The sequence below is a fragment of the Actinomycetota bacterium genome (genome assembly GCA_014360655.1).
Lineage (GTDB): Bacteria > Actinomycetota > Geothermincolia > Geothermincolales > RBG-13-55-18 > JACIXC01.
In genome coordinates, this window is the sequence record JACIXC010000024.1 from 1 (window position 1) to 20,827 (window position 20,827).

Annotated in this window: 20 protein-coding genes; all 20 read right to left on the minus strand. The window is 64.4% G+C overall.

The window, feature by feature from the left end:
• Positions 1–167 precede the first annotated feature (167 nt).
• Positions 168–827, minus strand: a complete 660-nt coding sequence (gene rpe, locus H5T73_12270; protein ID MBC7248535.1) for a ribulose-phosphate 3-epimerase — start codon at positions 825–827, stop codon at positions 168–170.
• A 1-nt stretch (position 828) separates the two neighbouring features.
• On the minus strand, positions 829–1,410 hold the full coding sequence (gene thpR, locus H5T73_12275; protein ID MBC7248536.1) for an RNA 2',3'-cyclic phosphodiesterase: 582 nt from the start codon (positions 1,408–1,410) through the stop codon (positions 829–831).
• Positions 1,400–2,641: a CinA family nicotinamide mononucleotide deamidase-related protein gene (locus tag H5T73_12280; protein ID MBC7248537.1), complete on the minus strand. Its 1,242-nt coding sequence runs from the start codon at positions 2,639–2,641 to the stop codon at positions 1,400–1,402. The genes thpR and H5T73_12280 overlap by 11 nt, the downstream gene beginning before the upstream one ends.
• Complete coding sequence (gene pgsA, locus H5T73_12285; GenBank protein MBC7248538.1) at positions 2,638–3,153, minus strand: CDP-diacylglycerol--glycerol-3-phosphate 3-phosphatidyltransferase; 516 nt, start codon at positions 3,151–3,153, stop codon at positions 2,638–2,640. Before pgsA ends, H5T73_12280 begins: the two co-directional genes overlap by 4 nt.
• 37 nt (positions 3,154–3,190) lie before the next feature.
• Positions 3,191–4,546 (minus strand): 30S ribosomal protein S12 methylthiotransferase RimO, encoded by a 1,356-nt coding sequence (rimO, locus tag H5T73_12290; GenBank protein ID MBC7248539.1) that lies wholly within the window; start codon positions 4,544–4,546, stop codon positions 3,191–3,193.
• A 218-nt stretch (positions 4,547–4,764) separates the two neighbouring features.
• A complete protein-coding gene (locus tag H5T73_12295; GenBank protein MBC7248540.1) occupies positions 4,765–4,998 on the minus strand; it encodes a hypothetical protein in 234 nt (77 codons plus the stop codon).
• 177 nt (positions 4,999–5,175) lie between these two features.
• On the minus strand, positions 5,176–7,491 hold the full coding sequence (locus tag H5T73_12300) for a DNA translocase FtsK 4TM domain-containing protein (protein ID MBC7248541.1): 2,316 nt from the start codon (positions 7,489–7,491) through the stop codon (positions 5,176–5,178).
• Between the two features lie 187 nt (positions 7,492–7,678).
• Positions 7,679–8,455 (minus strand): 4-hydroxy-tetrahydrodipicolinate reductase, encoded by a 777-nt coding sequence (locus H5T73_12305; GenBank protein ID MBC7248542.1) that lies wholly within the window; start codon positions 8,453–8,455, stop codon positions 7,679–7,681.
• A gap of 270 nt (positions 8,456–8,725) precedes the next feature.
• Complete coding sequence (locus H5T73_12310) at positions 8,726–10,069, minus strand: insulinase family protein (protein MBC7248543.1); 1,344 nt, start codon at positions 10,067–10,069, stop codon at positions 8,726–8,728.
• On the minus strand, positions 10,008–12,299 hold the full coding sequence (locus tag H5T73_12315) for a polyribonucleotide nucleotidyltransferase (GenBank protein ID MBC7248544.1): 2,292 nt from the start codon (positions 12,297–12,299) through the stop codon (positions 10,008–10,010). The genes H5T73_12310 and H5T73_12315 overlap by 62 nt, the downstream gene beginning before the upstream one ends.
• Before the next feature lie 50 nt (positions 12,300–12,349).
• Positions 12,350–12,619 (minus strand): 30S ribosomal protein S15, encoded by a 270-nt coding sequence (rpsO, locus tag H5T73_12320; GenBank protein MBC7248545.1) that lies wholly within the window; start codon positions 12,617–12,619, stop codon positions 12,350–12,352.
• A 176-nt stretch (positions 12,620–12,795) separates the two neighbouring features.
• A complete protein-coding gene (locus H5T73_12325) occupies positions 12,796–13,731 on the minus strand; it encodes a bifunctional riboflavin kinase/FAD synthetase (protein ID MBC7248546.1) in 936 nt (311 codons plus the stop codon).
• A gap of 77 nt (positions 13,732–13,808) precedes the next feature.
• Positions 13,809–14,753: a tRNA pseudouridine(55) synthase TruB gene (gene truB / locus H5T73_12330; protein MBC7248547.1), complete on the minus strand. Its 945-nt coding sequence runs from the start codon at positions 14,751–14,753 to the stop codon at positions 13,809–13,811.
• Entirely contained in the window at positions 14,710–15,684 is a 975-nt protein-coding gene (locus tag H5T73_12335) for a bifunctional oligoribonuclease/PAP phosphatase NrnA (protein ID MBC7248548.1), read from the minus strand. The genes truB and H5T73_12335 overlap by 44 nt, the downstream gene beginning before the upstream one ends.
• A complete protein-coding gene (gene rbfA / locus H5T73_12340; protein MBC7248549.1) occupies positions 15,681–16,031 on the minus strand; it encodes a 30S ribosome-binding factor RbfA in 351 nt (116 codons plus the stop codon). Before rbfA ends, H5T73_12335 begins: the two co-directional genes overlap by 4 nt.
• A 34-nt stretch (positions 16,032–16,065) precedes the next feature.
• Complete coding sequence (locus H5T73_12345) at positions 16,066–16,353, minus strand: DUF503 domain-containing protein (protein MBC7248550.1); 288 nt, start codon at positions 16,351–16,353, stop codon at positions 16,066–16,068.
• Positions 16,354–16,366: 13 nt separating this feature from the next.
• A complete protein-coding gene (gene infB, locus H5T73_12350; GenBank protein ID MBC7248551.1) occupies positions 16,367–18,724 on the minus strand; it encodes a translation initiation factor IF-2 in 2,358 nt (785 codons plus the stop codon).
• Between the two features lie 137 nt (positions 18,725–18,861).
• Entirely contained in the window at positions 18,862–20,040 is a 1,179-nt protein-coding gene (gene nusA, locus H5T73_12355; protein ID MBC7248552.1) for a transcription termination/antitermination protein NusA, read from the minus strand.
• A gap of 48 nt (positions 20,041–20,088) precedes the next feature.
• Positions 20,089–20,565: a ribosome maturation factor RimP gene (locus H5T73_12360; GenBank protein ID MBC7248553.1), complete on the minus strand. Its 477-nt coding sequence runs from the start codon at positions 20,563–20,565 to the stop codon at positions 20,089–20,091.
• Between the two features lie 120 nt (positions 20,566–20,685).
• Positions 20,686–20,827 (minus strand): transposase (locus tag H5T73_12365; protein ID MBC7248554.1); only part of this gene is annotated, 142 nt, incomplete at its 5' end.

Below are 20,827 nucleotides of genomic sequence, written 5' to 3' on the forward strand. Positions count from 1 at the left end.
AGACGGTGGTTTCCGGATCCATTGATCCCGACGAAGAAGCAGAGCAAGACAGTACCTATTTCGAGTAGATTTTTTTATGAGTCAACGAATGGTCTTTCGTGTAGATTTTAATTTGACGCAACGGGTGCAAGGGATCAAGGGTGTCGAGAAGCCAGGTGTGCACGGGGCTAGGAGTCGAGCATGCGCCTTATCTCCCTGGCGGCCTCGCGCGGGTCCGGGGCGCGGTAGATGGATGAGCCCACCACCACGATGTCCGCCCCCGCCGCGAGGACCCGTGGCAGGTTCTCCGTCTTCACGCCGCCGTCCACCTCCACCTCCACCTGGAGCCCCTGTCGCGCGGCCTCCTCCTTTATCTCCCCCACCTTGTCGAGCGCCTCCGGTATGAGGTCCTGCCCTCCGAATCCGGGCATCACCGTCATCACCAGTATGAAATCCACCAGGTCGAGATAGTCGAAAACGCGGCTCGCCGGCGTCTGCGGGTTGATGACCATGCCCGCCTTTTTCCCGAGGTTGCGCACGAAGCCCAGTATCTCGCCGGGAAACCTCGTTACCTCGCTGTGGAAGGAAACCCAGTCCGCCCCCGCCTCCACGAAATCCTCGACGTATTCCGCGGGGTTGGCGATCATGAGGTGGACGTCCAGGGGAAGGCGCGTGATGGACCTCACCGCCCTCACCACGAGGGGACCGAAAGTGATGTTGGGCACGAAGTTGCCGTCCATGACGTCCAGGTGCACGGCATCGGCGCTATCCTCGATATAGGAGAGGGCGCGCTTCAGGTCCGAGAAATCGGCGTTGAGAAGCGATGGTGCGAGCTTTACCCTGCCCATGTTACGCGGCTCCCAGGTCCACCCTCTCGAGTGGCAGGTAACGCGGGCCACCCGGCCCCAGGATGCTGCGGTACAGCGTCATCTCCCTCACCTCGAAAGGCCTCTCCGCAAGGTGCTGCAATTCCACCTCCATCTTATCGAGAAGGGGTGAACAATCCACGGGCTTCCGCAGGCGCGCCAGCGTGAGGTGGCCCCTGAAGGGGCGGTCTTCCCTTTTCACGCCGACCCTTTCCAGGCGGGAATCGAGCTTCGCCGCGATGGCCGACGCTTCCGCCTGGCCCGCTTCCATCCCCACCCAGAGCACCCTGGCCTTTTTACGGGAGGGAAAGCCGCCGCACCCTCCCAGCGCCGCGCGGAAGGCCCTGCAGAGGGCCGCCGTCTCGCGTATCTCGTTCGACAGCCTTCCCAGCTTCTCCTCCTCGTATTCGCCTATGAACTTCAGGGTAATATGGAGGTTCTCCGGCCTTACCCACCTGGCCTCCGCCAGCCCGCTCCCGTGCCTCTCCACGCACGCGGCGATCGTCCGCCTCGCCTCCTCCGTTATATCTATGGCCACGAAGAGGCGCAGCCTCTCACCTCCCATCGGCCACCTCCACGCCGCGCAGGTGGAAAAGGGCCAGGGTGAGGGCGATGTTCGCCGCGTACTGCCTCACCATCTCCCTGTTGCCCGGGAGGCGGTACCTGTATCCCCACCCGCCCCGCTCGTCGGCGAGCCCGAAGACGACCGTACCCACCGGCTCTCTCTCCCCCCCGCTCCCGGGGCCGGCGACGCCGCTCACGGAAAGCCCCATGTCGGCTGCGAGCAGCCTGCGCGCTCCCGCGGCCATGGCCTCCGCAACCTCCTCGTTCACCGCGCCCTTCTCCTCCAGGAGCGAGGGCGACACCCCGAGAAGGTTTTGCTTCGCCTCATAGTCGTATGCCACCACCCCGCCGCGGAAATAGCGGGAGCTTCCCGCGGCCCTTGTTATCATCTCCGCCACCAGGCCTCCGGTGCACGATTCGGCCACCGCGAGGGTGAGCCCGCGCGCCTCCAGCTCCCTGCCCAGGCTTTCCTCGAGGGTCATCCCGTTTTCCGCCACCACCCAGCCCTCCAGTGCTTCCCTTGCCCTTGCGAGGGCCTGGGAGAGCGTTTCCTCGTCCCTCGAAGAGAGCTTCACCTCGATGCGGCCGGTCGTGGTGCGGTAGGAAACGCGCACCCCCTCCGTTCCCGCCAGCGCCTTTCCCAACAGCTCCCCCACCTCGGATTCGGGGCGCGCGGCCACCAGGAGCGCCGCCACGTGTACCTCCTCCAGCTCCAGCGCCCCCCGCAGGCGCGGTATGACGTCCCCTTCCACCATATCCTCCATCTCCCTGGGGACCCCCGGGAGGAGCACCGCTATCTTTCCCCCGCGCTCTATCCACTGCCCGGGAGCGGTGCCCAGGCGCGGGGTTATGCAGACCGCCCCCTCTATCAAGTCGGCCTGCCTCGCGTTGCTCGGAGACATCTCCCTGCCCAGCGCGGCGAAGAAGGCGCGCAGCCTACCCTCGATCTCACCGTCCCTCACCAGCCTTGCTCCCAGGGCGGCGGCCACCGCCTCGCGGGTTATATCGTCATCGGTGGGACCGAGGCCTCCCGTCACCAGCACCAGGTCCGAAAGGTCCATGGCCGCGGAGAAGATGCGCTCTATCGCCTGGAGGTCGTCCCCCACCTCCACACGCAGCGCCACCTGCAGGCCCAGCGCCCGCATCCTTTCGGCGAGGAGATCCGCGTTGCTGTTCTCGACCCTGCCATCGAGCAGCTCATCCCCGACGGATATGAGGGAACAGCTCTTCATTCCCCGCCACCTCCGCCCCCCTCCAGGTAACTGCGGGCCTTCATCATGTAGTCGAGCCCCGAATAGAGGGTGAGGAACACGGCGAGCCCTACCGCCGCATCCCGCAGCACCCCGCGGCCGGCCGCTTCCCCTTCGAGAATGACTACTAACAGCGCGAGAAGTTGTGAATTGGTCTTGAGCTTACCCCAAATGCTCGCGGGAACGGACCCTCCACGTGCTCCGGCGTACAGGCGGAAGAGGGTGATGGCGACCTCGCGGCCGATGATGATGCAGGGGACCCAGGCGGGCAACCTCCTCCGCCTTGCCAGCATGACGAAGGCTGTGGAGATGCAGACCTTGTCCGCCAGGGGATCCAGGAACTGGCCCAGCCTGGTCTCCTTCCCCTGCCTTCTCGCCACGAAGCCGTCCAGAAAATCCGTCAGCGCGGCCGCCCCCACCGCGGCGGCGGCGAGGCGGTTGCGACGCCTGCTTTCCTTCATGAGCAGGAAAACGATGAGGGGAGCGATGGCCACGCGGGTCAGGGTTAGGGCGTTGGGAAGATTCCAGTTATCATCCCCCGCACGCGTTATCCCTGAAATCGACTCTCTGAGCCAGGGGAGCCGCAATAAGATCAATCCCTTCCGTGGCCTCGACCAGGACCTCACACCAGCTTCCCGCCCGCAGCCCTTCCGTTGCGGGCAGGAATATCACCCCGTCTATCTCCGGTGCCTCCCTGTAGGATCTCGCTTCCCAGAAACCGGGCGCCTCCTCGCTTTCCCCCTCCACCAGAACGAGCAGCTTCCTCCCCAGCATGCGCCCGGTGTTCTCGCACATGATCTCTTCCTGCAGCGCGCGTATCTCCTCCAGGCGTCTCTCGACCGTTCCCGGCCGGCATCCCGCCCCCAGGGGATAAGCCGCCGTTCCTTCCTCCTGAGAATAGCCAAAAAGACCTAACCAGTCAAAACGCTCCTCCTCGATGAAGGCGCGCAGCGCCGCGAAGGACCTCTCATCCTCTCCGGGGAACCCCAGCATGAAGGTGGCCCTCAGGGCGGCGCCGGGCAGACTTTCCCTGATCCTCTCCAGGAGCTTGCGATATTCCTCGCGTCCTCCCCACCTTCCCATGCGGCGCAGGATGCCCTTGTCCACGTGCTGCAGGGGCAGATCCAGGTAGGGTTGCATGCGGGGATGCTGCATGCTTGCGAGTACCGCCTCGTCCACGCCCGCCGGGTGCATGTACATCACGCGCAGTCGGTAATCGCCCGTCAGCGCGAGCAGCTCCTCCAGCAGCGCGGGAAGGGAGGGCTCCCCGTAGAGGTCCCGGCCGTAGGAGGTGGTGTCCTGCGCCACCAGGATGATTTCCTTTGCCCCCTTTTCCAGGAAATGACATGCCTCCTCCCTTATCTCCGCCAGGGGCCGCGAGCGCAGGGGCCCGCGTATGGAGGGTATGGTGCAGTAAGAGCAGCGCCGGTCGCAACCCTCGGCGATCTTCACGTACACGTAGCCCTTGCGCAGCGTGGAGGAAAAGTCCCGCGCCGCCGGTCGTGTCCCGCCTCCCTCACCCACGCCCTCCAGCAGCGCGGGAAAGTCCGCGTAGCGGTGGGGCGCCACGAACACGTCCACCTCCGGCAGCAGCTCACGCAGGGTTTTCTCGCCATAGCGCGACACCAGGCACCCCGCCACCGCGAGGCGCTTTCCTCCCAGCGCTTTGTACCCGCCCAACTCCATGATCGCCTCAACGGATTCGCGTACCGCTGGGACGATGAAGGAGCAGGTGTTCACGAGGATGAGGGCGGCTTCCTCCGGCCCCGCGGCCATCTCCCATCCCCGTGCAAGAAGCAGCGAGGCGATGACGTCCGAATCGACCTCGTTCTTCGGGCAGCCGAGGGTGAGGAGGAAGAAGGTCCTGTCGCCGCCTCTCGTTCTCATGATACCTCTCGTTCTCACGGCACCTCCCGTTCCCTCGTGCATCATCCCGCCAAGGCGCACGAGGACCCCGACCTGCAGCCGGCGCGGGACGTGCGTGTCAGGCACACGGCATGCGAGGCTGCCGCAGGGGTCGCGGGAGCGTGAAGATGTGCCGGCCGTTTTTCGCTTGGCAAAGAGGGGGGTTTTCCTGACGCCTTGAACACGTTCTATCGCCGGGTTCAGACCCTGATGGTCTTTATCTTTTCCGCCACCCCTAAGCCGACGTCTTTTCCCGAAAAGAAGGAAACGGACTTCTCTATCTTCTCCGCCAGATCCGGAAGTTGTTCCACGGTCAGGTCATCAGGGGTGGTGCCTATGAGTTCGCAGTTCTTCTTCAAGGTCGCCTTGGCGATGAAATCGCCGACGGCGGCGGCCAGTATCTTCTCGACCTCCTGCGCCACCCTGTTCGCCACCTCTACCTCCTCCTCCAGCTGGTCCCCATCCTTGCATGAACCAGGGATAACGGGCTTGCGATCCTCGTTCTCCGCCCCGGCCGTGCAGCCGTCCCCATTCTCTCCCTTGATAAATTATTATAACAATACAAACATCGTCAGAATCAAGATGGCGGGCGCCCGCCCCTTTTTCAGCCCTCAGGCCTCCGCCTCCCTGCGTTTCCTCTCCTCGAGCTCCTCCGGCGTCATGAGGACCGCGCGTGGCTTGCTGCCCTCGTAACCTCCCACAACGCCGTGGTCCTCCAGGAGGTCGACCAGGCGGGCGGCGCGCGCGTAACCTATGCGCAGCTTCCTCTGCAATAGCGACGCCGACGCCATCCCCGAGCGGACCACCACCTCCATGGCCTCCTCCAGGAGTTCATCCTCCCTCAACTGCTCCTTCCTGTCCGCCCCCACCTCCTCCAGTATGTCCTCCCTGTAATCGGCGCCCCTCTGCCGCTTTATATAGGCGACGATGGCGGCTATCTCGCGTTCGGAAATGAAGGCCCCCTGTAATCTTACGGGCCGCGAGCTCCCGGGGTGTAAGAAGAGCATGTCGCCGTGCCCGACCAGCTTCTCGGCCCCGCCCATGTCCAGTATCACCCGGGAATCGGCCTGGCTGGCGACCTTGAAGGCGATGCGCGAGGGCATGTTGGCCTTTATGATGCCGGTGACCACGTCCACAGACGGCCGCTGCGTCGCCACCACCAGGTGTATGCCCACCGCCCTGGCCATCTGGGCTATCCTGGCGATGGAATCCTCCACCTCGGCTAGGGATACCAGCATCAGCTCCGCGAGCTCGTCGATGCACACCAGGATGTAGGGCATGGGGGGGAACAGCCTCTCGCCCTTATCGTCAACCTCCTTTTGCAGCCCTTCCCTGAGGGCATCCTTGTATGCCACCAGGTTCTTCACGCCGGCGCGCGACAGGACCTGGTAGCGCTGCTCCATCTCCCTCACCAGCCAGGAGAGCGCACCGGAAGCCTTCTTGGGATCGGTGACCACGGGAGCCAGCAGGTGGGGAAGCCCGTTGAAGTGGCTCAACTCCACGTACTTGGGGTCGATGAGCAGCATGCGCACCTCCTGCGGCGGCGAGGTCATGAGCACCGAGGTGATCATGGCGTTTATGCAGCAGCTCTTCCCCGTGTTGGTGGCTCCTGCCAGCAGGAGGTGGGGCATGTCCCGCAGGTCGACGATGACGGGGTTGCCGGATATGTCCATGCCCAGCCCCACGCGCAGGGGCGATCTCACCTTGCGGGCCTGGGGGGTGGCCAGTATGTCCCCGAGCGACACCAGGTCGCGCTCCCGGTTGGGTATCTCGATCCCCAGGGCGGATTTGCCCGGGATGGGGGTTATGATGCGGATATCGGGCGAGGCCATGGCGTAGGCTATGTCGTCGCTCAAGCTGAGAACGCGGTTCACCTTCACTCCGGAGCCCAGCTCCACCTCGAAGCGCGTGACCGTGGGTCCCCGGGTCACGTGGGTGACGGCCGCGTCCACGCCGAAGTCACGCAGCGTCTTCTCGAGGACAGAGATGCTCTCGTTCACGCTCTTGTGCGACACCGGGCTGCGGTCGAGGGAGCGCACGAGCAGTTCCAGAGGAGGCAGACGGTAGGTCCTGCCCGCGTCCTCCTCCACCACCTCGATGGCCATCTGCCCGCCCTCCTCAACCACCAGGTTGGATGCGGGCACCCTTTCCTGGGTTACCAGGGGTGGACTCGCCTGCGCGACCAGCGCGTCCGTTTCCGCCCGGGAAACGCCGGGCCTCCTTTGCGGCGGCTTTTCGGGCTCCTCCTCACGTCCTTTCCCCTCCCCTTCACGACGTCTTCCCTGTGCTAGTGAACGTTCCCGCTCCCTCTCCCGCCTCCTTCTTTCCACCCTCTCCTGCAGGTACTGGGAGACGGTCAGACCCGTGAAGAGAAGGAAGCCGACGATCAGCATGCCGACCACCAGGACATACGCACCCGCCCTGCTCACCAACTTGACCAGCGGCCAGCATATCACGGCACCCAGCAGGCCCCCGCCCGCGAACAGCCTCTCCTTTTCGAACATGACCTCCGGCGGACCCTTCCCCAGGTGCAGCAGGGCACAGACAGCGAGCATCAGGACGGCGATACCCGCCATCTCCACCCACGTGAGCCGCCACCCGTCCCGTCCCTCCTCCATCCCTCCCAACCTGCCGAAAAACAGGGTTACCCCCAACAGCAGCATGAGAAAGGGAAGGACGAAACGCACGTAACCCAGGAGATACGAGAAGAACCATTCCAGCCCGCGTCCCACCGGTCCGAGCGAGGAGAAGAAGAAACCCAGGAAGAGCAGGAGCGATGCCATAAGCAGAAGCACGCCGTATATCTCGCGCAGGTTGCGCGGCAACCCCTGCCGTTCCCGCCGACCGGCTCCGTTCTTCGCGCTTCCGGCCTGCGTCCTTTTTCTCCCGTCCCTTCCTGCGCTCTTTCCCGCGGCTCTCTTCGCCATCTTCCTCCCGGCTTCACATCGAGGCGCTAACGCACGCCGCGCGCAGCAGCCGGCAGCTCCCGTCGGCCGTCACGCGCACGACGCGTCCGTTTATCCGTTCTTCCACAACCGGGCCGCTTTCACCTTTCGCCCGCGGTAGCGGCTCCCGCGGGCGCCTGCGCCACGCACGTCAATCTCCCCGTCCCGCTCAAAGCTCCATTATGCTCTCCAGGCCCACGAGCAACCCCCTCATACCAACGACACTGCGCACCGCCATGAGCACGCCGGGCATGAAAGAGGTCCTGTCCGTGGAATCGTGTCGTATGGTAAGCACCTGTCCCGGGCCCCCGAAGATGACCTCCTGGTGGGCGACCAGTCCCGGCAGGCGCACGGAATGGATGTTGATGTCGCCTACCGTGAAGCCGCGCGGTCCCTCCGCGCTCTCCGCGGCCTCGTGCAAGCCCTTCTCCTCAAGGATGAGCCGTGCGGTGTTCAGCGCCGTGCCTGAAGGGGCGTCGAGCTTGGCGGCGTGATGCAGTTCTATTATCTCGCAACGCTCGAGGTAACGCGCCGCACGGCGGGCGAAGTGCATCATGAGGACCGCCCCCAACGCGAAATTGGGGGCCACCAGGCAGCAGACGCCCCCTTCGCTTGCCGAACGCCCCAACTCGTCCAGGTCCGCCTGCGAGAAACCTGTGGTGCCCACGACGCAGTGGATCCCCCAGCGCAGGACACGGGGAAGGTTCTCCCGCGCGGCCTCCGCAATGGTAAAATCCACCATCACGTCCACGGCCGCCTGCGACATGGCCCCTACGTCCCCCGCCACCGCGATCCCCGGCGGTACCCCGTCCACGAGGCGCGACAGGTCCTCGCCGCCAAAGGCGGGGTCAACGGCACAGGCCAGCTCGAGGTCTTCCTCCGCCGCGACGGCGCGGCAAACTTCCCGCCCCATGCGGCCTCCCGCTCCGCACACGCCGATCCTCATATCTCTCACCCCTCGCTCCGCTTTTCCTGGCGCGACGTCATCACGCGCCGCCTATACATGCCCTCCTCGCGGACGCCACCGTACCGCGCGCGGCCCGACGACTCAATAATAGCAGCGTCCGGGGACAGGGGGTCACGCTTCCCCGGCATGCGCGGCCCATATGCCCTTCCGTGAACGTCCATGCCGCGCGTTGGACGGGAAGCGCGGGGGCTCGTTTCTCGTGACGACGGCCGACATCGGGCGATGCCTTCCACGGAGCCGGAACCCGCCTTAGAAGAGGTGTCCCTGTATCTCGCGCTCGCCGAAGGGGCCGATGACCGCCGCAACCAGCTTGCGGGGGGCGAAAAGACGGTGGGCCAGGCGCATGACGTCGTCGACGGTGACCGCGTCGATCCCGGCGAGCAGCTCATCCAGGCTGAGGATATCGCTGCCGCATATCTCGGCCTTTCCCAGCCTGGTCATGCGGCTGCCGCTGTCCTCCAGGCTGAGCACCAGGCTGCCCTTGATGTGCCCTTTGGCCCGCTCCAGCTCGTCGCGCGTGATGCCCTTCTCCAGGATGTTCTCCATCTCCTCCTTGATCAGCTCCATGACCGCCGACGCGTTTTCGGGCTTACTTCCCGCGTATACGGCGAGCATGCCCGTTTCCACGTACATGGAATGGTAGGAGAAGATGGAATAGGCCAGCGACCTCTCCTCCCTGACCTTCTGGAAAAGCCTGGAACTCATCCCACCGCCCAGCACGTTGTCCAGGACGGCGAGCGCGAAACGGGAGGGATGGTTTCTGGGCAGACCCTGGGTGCCCAGCACCATGTGCGCCTGCTCGGTGGGGCGGTCGTATACCACCGTGTGGGGCCTGATGTCGGGAACGACGGTGTGCCTGCGGTGCCTCTCCCCCCCTCCATCGGCGTTCATGAGCTCGTCGACCATCTCCACGACGCGGTCGTGCTCCACGTTGCCCGCGACGGCCACCACGATGTTCTCGGGCCGGTAGAAACGCTTGAAGAAGGAGCGCACGTCCCCGTCGTCAAGGGTGCTTACGACGTTGTGGTTGCCCAGCACGCTCTGGCCGAGGGGGTGCGATTCCCACAGGGCGGAGACGAAAAGGTCGTGGATGATGTCGTCCGGAGAGTCCTCGTGCATGGCGATCTCCTCCAGGATGACCTTCCTCTCCGCGTCGACGTCCTGGGGGCGCATGACGGAACGCAAGAGCATGTCCACCATGACCTCCATGGCCTCCGCCACCCTTTCGTCCAGCACCTTCGCGTAGTAGCAGGTGTATTCCTTGGCGGAAAAGGCGTTGAGCTCGCCGCCCATGGCGTCGAACTCCTCGGCGATACGGCGCGCGGAACGTTTCTCGGTGCCCTTGAAGAGCAGGTGTTCGATGAAATGGCTTATCCCCGACAGCTCGAGGGGCTCGTCGCGCGAACCCACGCCCACCCAGAAACCGGCGGTCACGCTGCGCAGGTTGGGCATGCTCTCGGTGAGAACGCGGATGCCGTTGACGTTCTCGGTGCGCTGGTAGTGGGCCGTGTTCATGGGAGCGGCGACCCCGTCACCAGCCTTTCCTGTCATGCTTGAAGCGGTTGGGCTCGCCTCTCCCCCTGTTCTTCCCATCCTGCTTTCCCTGGGATCCGGGCTGGTGCCGCGGCTGGTACCTGGCATCACGCCGCGGCTGCGCCTTCCTCTCCTCTCCCGGCGATGTCTCGGCCCCCTCCGGCACCTGCAGGCCGATGCCGCGCAGGTTCACGCGGCCCAGCTTGTCTATCTCCATCACCTCGACCTTCACGCGGTCACCCACGTTGAGCACGTCCTCCACCTTGGCGACGTGGCGGTCGGAGAGCTTGGATATATGGATGAGTCCCTCCTTGCCCGGCAGGTATTCCACGAAGGCACCGAAGCTGGTGGTCCTGGTGACCGTGCCGTCGAACTGCTCGCCCGGTTGCGCCTCGCGGATGATCTGCTCCACCATCTTCTTGGCCGCCTCGGCGCTGGCGAGGTCCTTCGCCGTTATGAAGACGCGCCCGTCGTCCTCGATGTCCAGCTCCACGTCGTGCTCCGCCACTATGCGGTGGATCACCTTGCCGCCCGGACCGATGACCTCGCGTATCTTGTCCACAGGAACCTCGAAGGAGATCACGCGCGGCGCGTACGGCGATAGTTCCTCCCGCGGCTCCGCTATGGTCTCCTTGATCTTCCGCAAGATGTACATGCGCGCCTCGCGCGCCTGCTCGAGCGCCCGGCGCAGGGTATCGACGCCGATGCCCCTTATCTTCATGTCCATCTGCAGGGCGGTCACCCCGTCCGAGGTCCCCGCCACCTTGAAGTCCATGTCCCCGTACTTGTCCTCTATTCCCTGGATATCGGTGAGCACCGCCACGCCGTCCTCCTCCTTGATGAGCCCCATGGCGATGCCGGCCACGGCCTTCTTGTCCTTGAGCGGCACGCCGGCGTCCATCAGCGCCAGGCTGGAGGCGCACACCGAGGCCATGGAGGTGGAACCGTTGGAGGAGAGGACCTCGGAGACCAGTCGGATGGTGTAGGGGAAACGGTCCTCGTCCGGGATGAGGCCCACCAGGGCCCTCTCGGCCAGCGCGCCGTGGCCTATCTCCCTGCGGCGCGGGCCCCTGAGCATCCCCGTCTCCCCCACGCAGAAGGGAGGGAAATTGTAGTGATGGAGGAACCTCTTGCTCTCCTCCGGGGACAGGTCGTCGATCCTCTGCATGTCGCTGATGGGGCCCAGGGTCAGCAGGGTGAGCACCTGGGTGAGGCCGCGCGCGAAAAGCCCGGAACCGTGCGTCCTGGACACGAGACCCACCTCGCAGGTGATGGGACGGATCTCCTCCGGCCTGCGGCCGTCTATGCGCATGCCTTCCTCCAGGATCATGCGGCGCATGGCCTTACCCACCAGTTGGCTATAGTATTCCTTCAGTGAGAGGAGGAATTCCTCCGTGGTCCCCTCTATCTCCGCCTGCAGGATGAACTCGTTCTGCAGGCTGTCCAGCGCCCTGTCCCTCTCGGGTTTTTCCATCTGGTTGCGCGCCATCTCGCGCACCAGTCCCTCCACCCTGTTGGCCATCTCCGGGAAGCGTTTCTCCACGGCCTCGAGGTCGAACTTCTTCAGGTTGACCTCCCGCTTCGCCTTTCCGACCTCCTGGATCATCTGCTGCTGTAGGCGTATCATCTCCCGGATTCCCTGCTTGGAGAACTCCAGGGCGTCCGCGATATCCTCTTCCGGCACCTGGGAGGCTCCCGCCTCCACCATGATGATGTCCACCTCGTTGCTCTCCTCGTTGAGGACGCCGGCCACAACCAGGTCGAGCTGGCTCTCCTCCATCTCCTGTATGGTGGGGTTGATGGCGAAGCCACCTTGCAGCATGCCGACCCGCACCGCTCCCACGGGCCCGTTGAAGGGTATGTCCGATATGCACAGCGCCGCCGACGCCCCGTTCACCGCCAGCACGTCCGGGTGATTCGTCTGGTCGACGGAAAGGATGGTCGCGATGACCTGCACCTCGATGCGCATCCCCTCGGGGAAGTTGGGTCGCAGGGGCCTGTCAATGAGTCGCGCCGTGAGGATCGATTTCTCTGACGGCCTGCCCTCCCTGCGAAAAAAACCGCCCGGGATCTTGCCCGCCGCGTACATCCTCTCCTCCACGTCCACCACCAGGGGAAAGAAGTCCCTGTCCACCTCGTTCTTGGAACCCATGGCGGTCACCAGGATGTCCGTGCCCCCGCAAGATGCCACCACCGCCCCGTCGGCCAGGGTGGCCAGTTTTCCCACCTCGAACTCGATCTTCTTCCCCCAAAGATCGGTCGAGAAACGTCTAACCTGCTCTTCTGCCATTTCCGAGATCATCTCCAATCGTTTTAATCATGCTTCGTACGGGGCCCGCGTCAGCGCCGCAGGCCGAGCTTGTCTATGAGCCGGCGGTACCTTTCGACGTCCTTTTCCTTCAGGTAGTCCAGCAACCTCCTCCTCCTGCCCACCATCTTCAGCAGCCCGCGGCGCGAATGATGGTCCTTCTTGTGCACCTTGAGATGCTCGGTGAGCTCATCGATGCGCTTGGTGAGAAGGGCGATCTGCACTTCCGCGGAACCGGTGTCCTTTTCGTGAGCTCGAAACTCTTCGATAATGGAGAGTTTCTCCTCACCGCTGAGGGTCATGCCTTTCACCTCCTCCATCCCCTTAGACCCAAGGAAGGGGGCGGCGACCACCTTCCCTAGGCCTAGGTTCGGGCGGCTGTCCCGCCCTTACTGTGACCTCTTGATGTTTTCCCGATGATAATAGCACAGCGCAAGAGATGCAGTAAACGATAGGGATTTTTACCTGGTAAAAGGGGTTACCCGGCCTCCTCGGTGCGGGCCCTTTCTATGTCCCGCTCTATCTGCTCACGCAGGGCCCGGGCATCGGGGAACCTCTCCTCCCCCCGCAATCTCCTGCGGAAGGAAACGCCCAGGTACTGCTGGTAGAGGTCTTCCCCCTCCCAGTCGATTATGTGCACCTCGATCCTCCTCAAACGACGGGCATGCTCGAAGGTGGGCGCCTCCCCGATATAGATAACGGCGGGCATTCCCTGGCCCTCAAGGTGCGCTTCCCCCGCGTATACCCCCGTGGCGGGGATGCACCTCTCGTCGTGCACCTCGATGTTGGCGGTGGGAAAACCCAGCCTGCGGCCCCTGCCGTCCCCCCTCACCACGACCCCTTCCACCAGGTAATCCCATCCCAGCCTCCTGGCCGCCTCCTCCACCTCTCCCTCCTCGACCATCTTCCTTATGGAGGTGCTGGATATGATCTCGCCGTCCTCGCGCAACAGGGGCACCGACGTCACGCCCATGCCGTAATGCGCCCCCAGGGAGACAAGCATGGTCACGTCCCCCTGGCCTCCCCTCCCGAAACGGAAGTTCTCGCCCAGCACCACCTCGCGCGCGTGCAGCCTCTCCGCGAGCAGCTCGGCCACGAAACGCTCCGCCGTGATGGAAGCGAATTCCTCGTCGAAATGGGCCATGAGCACGGTGTCCACGTCCAACTCCTCCAGCAGGCGCAGTTTCTGCGCGCTGGACGAGAGCAGCTTGGGGTGCCTGCCGGGACTGAGCACCTCGAGGGGATGCCGGTCGAAGGTGAAAACGACGCAGCGCAGGTCGAGCTGGCGCGCCTCCTCGTGGGCGACGGATATTATCTTGCGGTGCCCGCGGTGCACGCCGTCGAACATGCCGATGGTGACCACCGTCTCCCCGATATCCTCCGGCACCGCATCTATTCCGGGTATGATCTCCATGGCGCGGCCTTCCGTCCTCCCTTCCTCGCCTTCTACGGACGGCCTTCCAGATAATAGTTCTTCCAGATAATAGTTGATTATAATATCCTCTTTGCGCGCAGGACGTGCGCTTTGCCGCCCGAGCGCTCGTAAACGCCGATCAGTTCCTCTCCGGCGGTCACCGCCACCATCTCGCCTTCCCCGGGAGCCTCGACGCCTTCCAGGAACATGTCCAGTGACAGCGGGGCGCCGTTGCGCGCCCTGTCCTCGTACTCGCGCCGCAGCCTTAAGACCTTGTACCCTCGCAGGGCTTCCAGCGGCGGCAGGACCACCTTTTCTCCCGCGAGAAAAAGCGAGCGCAGCTTTCGCGGGGTCATCGCCTCCTCCACGCGGAAGGGGCCGGAAGCCAGCCGCCGCAGGCCCGAGAGCATGCCGCCGCACCCCAGGATACGCCCCAGGTGAAAGGCGATCTCGCGCACGTAGGTCCCGGGGGAGCAGGAGACGGTGATGTCCACCTCCGCGGTCTCTCCTGCACGCCGGAAGGCGGTCATCTCCGCACCGTAAACCGTTATCTTCCTTCCCTTACGCTCCACTTCCCGGCCGCGCCTGGCGTAGTAATAGAGGGGTTTTCCCCCGTGCTTCACGGCGGAATACATGGGCGGCACCTGCTCACGCTCCCCCGCCAGGGAGGTCACGGCCGCGGCGACCTCCTCCTCCGTCGCCTCGCAGGGGACGACCTCCCTCACCTTCCCCTCGGCGTCCATGGTGTCCGTGATGATGCCCAGCACCACCGTCCCCCGGTATACCTTGGGATCTCCGGGCACGTAGGGCTGCAGCTTGCTGGCCCTTCCTACCAGGATGACCAGCAGCCCGTCGGCCATGGGATCGAGGGTTCCCGCGTGCCCCACCCTCGTGGTCCCGACGAGTCCCCTCACCTCGTCCACCATGTCATGGGAAGTGGGCCCTGGTGGCTTATCGAGAAGGATCAGTCCGCAGGGCTCAGGACCAACCATGGGCATCCCGCAGTGCTTCCAGCAGCTCATCCAGGCTGCCGGCGAGGTCCTTCCGCGAGGTATAGCCGGCGGCCGTCGCATGCCCCCCTCCCCCCAGGGCGCGCGCTACCGGCCCTACCTGGAAATCGTCCCGGGAGCGCAGGCTCACGCGCACCCTGCCGTCATCCAGTTCCTTGAAGACCGCCGCCACCCTCGTCCCCCGTACCGCCCGCAGGTGATCTATGAGGTCCTCGGTCTCGGAGAGGGCGGCGCCGGTCTCGGCGAGGTCCTCGCGGGTTATGTAGCTGTAAACCAGCCCGCAATCCTCCACCACCTCCACGCGCCGCAGGGCGATTCCCAGGAGATGCGTGTAGGAAAGCGACTGGCTTTCGTACACCTCCCTCCCCACGCGGATCACGTCCGCTCCCTCCAGGGCCAACCGGTAGGCGATCATGAAGGTCTCAGCCTTCGTGTTTTGATGCTGGAAGCGCCCGGTGTCGGTGATGACGCCCGTGTAGAGGCAGGTGGCCGCATCGGGCCCGATGTCCCACCCGGCGTCCCTGGCGAGCTTGAAGACTATCTCCGAGGTGGAGGAAGCCTCGGGGTCCACGATGTTCAGGGGCGCGAACATCCTGTTATCCTCGTGGTGGTCTATGTTCACCAGCATACGCGCCGTTTCCGCTAAGCTCCTCAATCCCCCCAGGCGTTCGAGGTTGCCGCAGTCGAGGGCGATGAAGAGGTCGGGCGCCTCATGCGTCACGGCGGGCGCGGCGAGGTGTTCCCTTCCGGGGAGAAAGAGATACTGGGGCGGGTACTTTTCAGGGTCGGGCAGGGAGGAAAACACCCTTTTTCCCAGCGAGAGCAGGACCAGCGTCATGGCGAGATGGGAGCCCAGGCTGTCGCCGTCCGGGTTTTCGTGCGAGGAAACCGCGATGAACGATGCCTCCGCTACGGCTTTCGCCACGGCAGCGAACTCCTTCATCCCCCTCCGTCCTCCAGCTCATGCAGCATCTCCTGGACCCTCTGGCTCGCCTCGGCCCCCAGGTCACGGTGGAGGAAGAGCTCCGGCGTGTAACGCAACCTCACCCTCCTTCCCAGTTCCCGGCGCATGAAACCCCTCGCCCTTTCCAGTGCCGCCATGGCCGTATCCGACTCCTCCCGCGAGCCCAGGATACTCAGCCAGACATGGGCCACCCGCAGGTCCGGCGATACCTCGACCCTGGTGACGGTGACGAAGGTGACGCGGGGGTCCTTTACCTCCCTCTGTACTATCTCGCCCAGCGCCTCCCTGCACGCCTCGTTCACCCTCTTCATGCGCTCGGGTATCAAGCGACACCACCTCGTGCGATATTCCCGGGCAAGGTCAAGGCGTGAATATGGTGATGGGGGACGCGAGGACCTCCGCCTTCCCCAGGGCCCTCACGCTGCGGTCCACCCGGTGCAGGGTCTCCCTCGCCGCGTATTCGCTGTTGCTCACGCAGGTCACTCCCAGGCTGGACAGCTGCCAGAGGTCGTGCTTGTCGACTTCCGCCACGGCCACGTTGAAACGACCCCTGGTGCGGTCGATGATGCTCCTCAATACCTGGCGTTTCTCCTTGAGGCTCCTGCACTGCGGCATGTAGAGCTCCAGCTTCAAGGCTCCCACGTACATGGCGGCGACCCCCTCAGGCGCCGGGCTCCCCCTCTTCCCGGGGCTTCTCGCGCAATTCCACCACCTCTATGAGGTCCCCTTCCTTGATATCCTGGAAGTTTTCCAGCGCCACCCCGCATTCGTACCCTGCCGCCACGGAGCGCACGTCGTCCTTAAAACGGCGCAGAGATGCCACCCCTCCCTCGTACACGATAGACCCGTCCCTTACCAGCCGCACGCGCGAATTGCGGGTTATCTCCCCCTCCTTCACCAGGGCGCCCGCTACCGCTCCCTGGCGGGGGACGCGAAACACTGCCTTCACCTCCAGGAGGCCCGTCCTTATCTCCTCGTACTCCGGCTTGAGCATGCCGCGCAGCGCCGCCTCAAGCTCCTCGAGCAGCTGGTAGATCACGCGGTAGGTCCTTATCTCCACCTTCTCCCGCTCCGCAATCTCCTGGGACTTGGCGTCGGGGCGCACGTTGAAGCCCAGGATGACGGCGTCCGAGGCCTTGGCCAGCATCACGTCGTTCTCGTTTATGCCCCCCACCCCGGCGTGTATGACGTTCACGACGATGTCGCCCACCTTGATCTTGCCCACCGAATCCCTGACCGCTTCCACTGACCCCTGGGTGTCGGCCTTGATGATCAGGTTGGCCTCCTGCACCTCGCCTTCCTGTATCTGCCGGAAGAGGTCTTCCAGCGTCAGGGTTCGCGCGGGCCTCTCCTCCGCCATCGCCCTCTCTCGCGCGATCCTCGCCTCCACGATGGCCCTGGCCCTCTTCTCGTCCTCCACCACCATGAACTCCTCGCCCGCGGCCGGCACCGCATCCAGCCCCAGAACCTCCACCGGCATGGAAGGCCCCGCGGCGTCGACCACGCGGCCCCTGTCGTCCAGAAGAGCCCTCACCCGGCCGTACGACTTGCCCGCCACGATCGAGTCGCCCCTTCTCAGGGTCCCCCTCTTCACCAGCAGGGTGGCTACCGGGCCGCGCCCCTTCTCCAGCCTGGCCTCGATGACGTTCCCGCTGGCCGGCGCGTCGGGGTTGGCGCGAAAATCGTTGATCTCCGCCAGGAGCAGGATCATCTCCAGCAGGTGATCCAGGTTGGTGCGCTGTTTTGCCGATATGTCGACGAAAACCGTGTCGCCGCCCCATTCCTCGGGAACCAGGTTGAACTCCGTGAGCTGCTGCCTGACGCGCATGGGGTTCGCCTCGGGCTTGTCTATCTTGTTCACCGCCACCATGATGGGCACACCCGCCGCGCGCGCGTGGTCTATGGCCTCGATGGTCTGTGGCATGACGCCATCGTCCGCCGCCACCACCAGTACCGCGATGTCCGTTATGCTGGCGCCCCTGGCGCGCAGGGCCGTGAAGGATTCGTGTCCCGGCGTATCTATGAAAGTGATGGTCTTCCCCTCGTATTCCACAACGGATGCCCCGATGTGCTGGGTGATGCCCCCTTCCTCGCGGTCCGCCACCGCCGTACTCCTTATGGCATCAAGAAGAGAGGTCTTGCCGTGATCGACGTGGCCCATCACCGTGACCACGGGCGGCCTGGGCTGCATCTTCTCCGGGGCATCCTCGGATATCGCTACTTCCAGCGGCGCCTTGCTCTTCACCTCCAGCGTTATCCCCAGCTCCTCGGCGAGGAGCAGGAGCGCGTCTTCGGAGATGGCCCTGTCACCGGAAGCCTGTTCCCCAAGTCCCGAAAGGATGCGTATTATATCCCCCGGCCTTTTCCCGACCTTCTGCGCGAACTCGCGTACCGTTATGCCCAGTGGCACGCGCAAAACCTTGCGCATGGGCTTAGGCGGCGCCTCCGCCGGCTTCGTCCCGGCCACGAGCCCTGCCGCCTCGCGCCCCGGCCGCCGGCTCGGCACGGCGGTTTCCGCCGTTGGCCGGGGCCGGTGAACGGGGTGCCTCGCCCTCTCCCCGGTGCGAGGTCTCTGTGCCTCGGCGCGAGGTCTCTGTGCCTCCGGCTTCGCGGGGGCCGCGTGAGAGGCCTTCGCCCTGCCGTGTTCCACCTCCGAGGGCTTGCTTTCCTTTACCGCTCCCAGCGAAGCGGCTGCATCCGCGGCGGGCTTCGCCTCATGGGGCGCTTTCTTCTTGGCCGCCACCTTCCTCGCCCTCGCGGGAGCCGTGGCGGCCTTCACCTCCGCGCTTGCGGCCGACGTCGCTGCACCGTCGCCCTTCTTCGCGGCCTTCTTCGCCGCCCTGGCGGGCTTGGCGGCCTCTCCTCCGCCGAGTTTCTTCCTTACCTTTCCCTCCAGTTCCTCGCTTATGGAGGACAGTGGGTTCTGTATGTCCTCACCCATGGACTGGAGGGCCTCCAGCAGTTGCTTGCTGGTTATCCCCAACTCCTTGGCGACCTGGTGTACCCTCTTACCCGCCATGCCAGTTTCCCTTCCCGTTTCCGGTCATACCCGCCGGCAACCTCGCATCACGGCCTGGCTAACCGCCTTCCCGTATCTTCTATTCTGAACCGCTTCCTATCATATATTAAACGGGCAACGAAAAGATCGCGCGGCGTTCAGGCGAAGTCACCCCCGTCGGCACCTTCGCCATCCCCGGGAGACGTGTCCCCACCGGAGGACGCCTCCTCCCCTCCCGCTGCATGCTCTTCCTCAGCGACCCCGGCGTCTTGAGACACGCCTTCCTCCTCGCCGGGGGCCTCGTTTTCATCCTCGGCCCTCCACGCCTCCCCCGCCTTCCCGGCGTGGGCCACGTATCCCTGGCCCTCGTCCCTGTCCTGGGATTCGCTGCGGATATCGATCCTCCATCCCGTCAGCTTCGCGGCCAGGCGCGCGTTCTGCCCTTCCTTGCCGATGGCCAGGGATAGCTGCCCGTCGGGAACGATGACCTCGCAGAGCTCCTCCTCCGGATGGAAGATCACCTTCTTCACCTTGGCCGGTCCCAGGGCATTGGCCACGAACTCTTCCGGGGACTCCCTCCAGGGCACGATGTCCACCTTCTCGCCCCTGAGCTCGTTCACCACCGTGCGCACCCTGGACCCCCGCGCGCCGACGCATGCCCCCACCGGGTCCACGTTGCGGTCGTGCGAGAGCACGGCGATCTTGGAACGGTGGCCCGGCTCCCTCGCCACGGCCTTGATCTCCACGTAACCGTCGGCGATCTCCGGCACCTCGAGCTCGAAAAGCCTCTTCAGCAGGCCCGGGTGAGTGCGCGACACGATGATCTGCGGCCCCTTGCTCGACTTGCGCACCTCCACAACGTAGACCTTTATGCGCATGCCGTGCCTGTAGCGCTCGCCCGGCATCTGCTCCGAAAGGGGCAGCAGGGCCTCCACCTTGCCCAGGTCGACGAATACGTAACGCTGCTCCGACTGCTGGACGATGCCCGTTATGATGTCGCCCACCTTCTCCTGGTATTCCTCGAAGACGAGGTCCCTCTCCGCCTCGCGTATCCTCTGCAGTATCACCTGCTTCGCCGTCTGTGCCGCGATGCGGCCGAAATCGCGCGGCGTGACCTCCACCTCTCGCGTCTCGCCCGTCGCGTCATCGCTCTCCAGGGCATAGACATGTATGCTGCCGCTCTCCCTGTTCACCTCGACCCGCGCCTCTTCTGATTCGGAATAATTCTTCTTGTAGGCCGACAGCAGGGCGCTTTCCAGGGCCTCTATGATGGTCCCGGAATCGATTCCCTTCTCCCTCTCGATCTGGCGCAGGGCCTCCAGCCAATCCTGGTTCAAAACCGATCCCTTCTTCTTCCGTCTTCTTCCGCCGTTCCGTGGCCTCCCCTACCAGGGAGACGCGAAATGGAGCCTGGTCTTCTTCAGCGCCTCGTAGGGGAACACGATCTCCTCGTCGTCGACTTTGACCGTGACCTTCTCCTCGTCCGCGTCGACCAGGCGTCCGCACAGCTTCTGCCGTCCCTCGAAGGCCTGGCGCAACACCACCTCCACGTCGCGACCAAGAAAGCTCCTGAACTCCCTCGGCTTGCGCAGCACCCTCTGCAACCCGGGGGATTCCACCTCGAGATTGTAGCTCTCCTCGATGACGTTCTCCACGTCCAGGTGTCTGCCTATCACCTCGCTCATCTCCGCGCAGGTGTCCACGTCTATGCCTCCCTCCCGGTCAAGACACACGGTGACCACCAGCCTCCTTCCCCTACGCTCCACGTATACGGAGACGAGGCGGACGTCGCTCTCCCGGAGGCAATCCTCGATCAGTCCCTCCAGGTGTTCCTCCATCTGCGCGAAAGGCGATGCGTGCATCCTTTTCACCCCGTTCGCCAAATAAAAAGTGGGCTCCAGCCCACTCGGCTCCCATGTTACGCTCTGTTAGTGACATTATAGCAAACACGCGGTTCGCGGGCAATCTCGTGTGCTGGTTCACTACATGGTGAACACATCATCCCTATCCTTGCTCTCCTCCATCCACGCCTTCAGGAACTCCATGGGGGTGAGATAACCCAGGCTCTGGTGTGGTCTCACGTAATTGTACACGTAATTCCATCTGCAAAGGATCTCGTTGAGC

Coding starts and splice junctions, on each gene's coding strand:
- rpe (MBC7248535.1), bottom strand. CDS start 827: ATGGGCAGGGTAAAGCTCGCACCATCGCTTCTCAACGCCGATTTCTCG.
- thpR (MBC7248536.1), bottom strand. CDS start 1,410: ATGGGAGGTGAGAGGCTGCGCCTCTTCGTGGCCATAGATATAACGGAG.
- H5T73_12280 (MBC7248537.1), bottom strand. CDS start 2,641: ATGAAGAGCTGTTCCCTCATATCCGTCGGGGATGAGCTGCTCGATGGC.
- rimO (MBC7248539.1), bottom strand. CDS start 4,546: ATGAGAACGAGAGGCGGCGACAGGACCTTCTTCCTCCTCACCCTCGGC.
- H5T73_12300 (MBC7248541.1), bottom strand. CDS start 7,491: ATGGCGAAGAGAGCCGCGGGAAAGAGCGCAGGAAGGGACGGGAGAAAA.
- H5T73_12305 (MBC7248542.1), bottom strand. CDS start 8,455: ATGAGGATCGGCGTGTGCGGAGCGGGAGGCCGCATGGGGCGGGAAGTT.
- H5T73_12310 (MBC7248543.1), bottom strand. CDS start 10,069: ATGGGAAGAACAGGGGGAGAGGCGAGCCCAACCGCTTCAAGCATGACA.
- H5T73_12315 (MBC7248544.1), bottom strand. CDS start 12,299: ATGGCAGAAGAGCAGGTTAGACGTTTCTCGACCGATCTTTGGGGGAAG.
- rpsO (MBC7248545.1), bottom strand. CDS start 12,619: ATGACCCTCAGCGGTGAGGAGAAACTCTCCATTATCGAAGAGTTTCGA.
- H5T73_12325 (MBC7248546.1), bottom strand. CDS start 13,731: ATGGAGATCATACCCGGAATAGATGCGGTGCCGGAGGATATCGGGGAG.
- truB (MBC7248547.1), bottom strand. CDS start 14,753: ATGAGCTGCTGGAAGCACTGCGGGATGCCCATGGTTGGTCCTGAGCCC.
- H5T73_12335 (MBC7248548.1), bottom strand. CDS start 15,684: ATGAAGGAGTTCGCTGCCGTGGCGAAAGCCGTAGCGGAGGCATCGTTC.
- H5T73_12345 (MBC7248550.1), bottom strand. CDS start 16,353: ATGTACGTGGGAGCCTTGAAGCTGGAGCTCTACATGCCGCAGTGCAGG.
- infB (MBC7248551.1), bottom strand. CDS start 18,724: ATGGCGGGTAAGAGGGTACACCAGGTCGCCAAGGAGTTGGGGATAACC.
- H5T73_12360 (MBC7248553.1), bottom strand. CDS start 20,565: ATGCACGCATCGCCTTTCGCGCAGATGGAGGAACACCTGGAGGGACTG.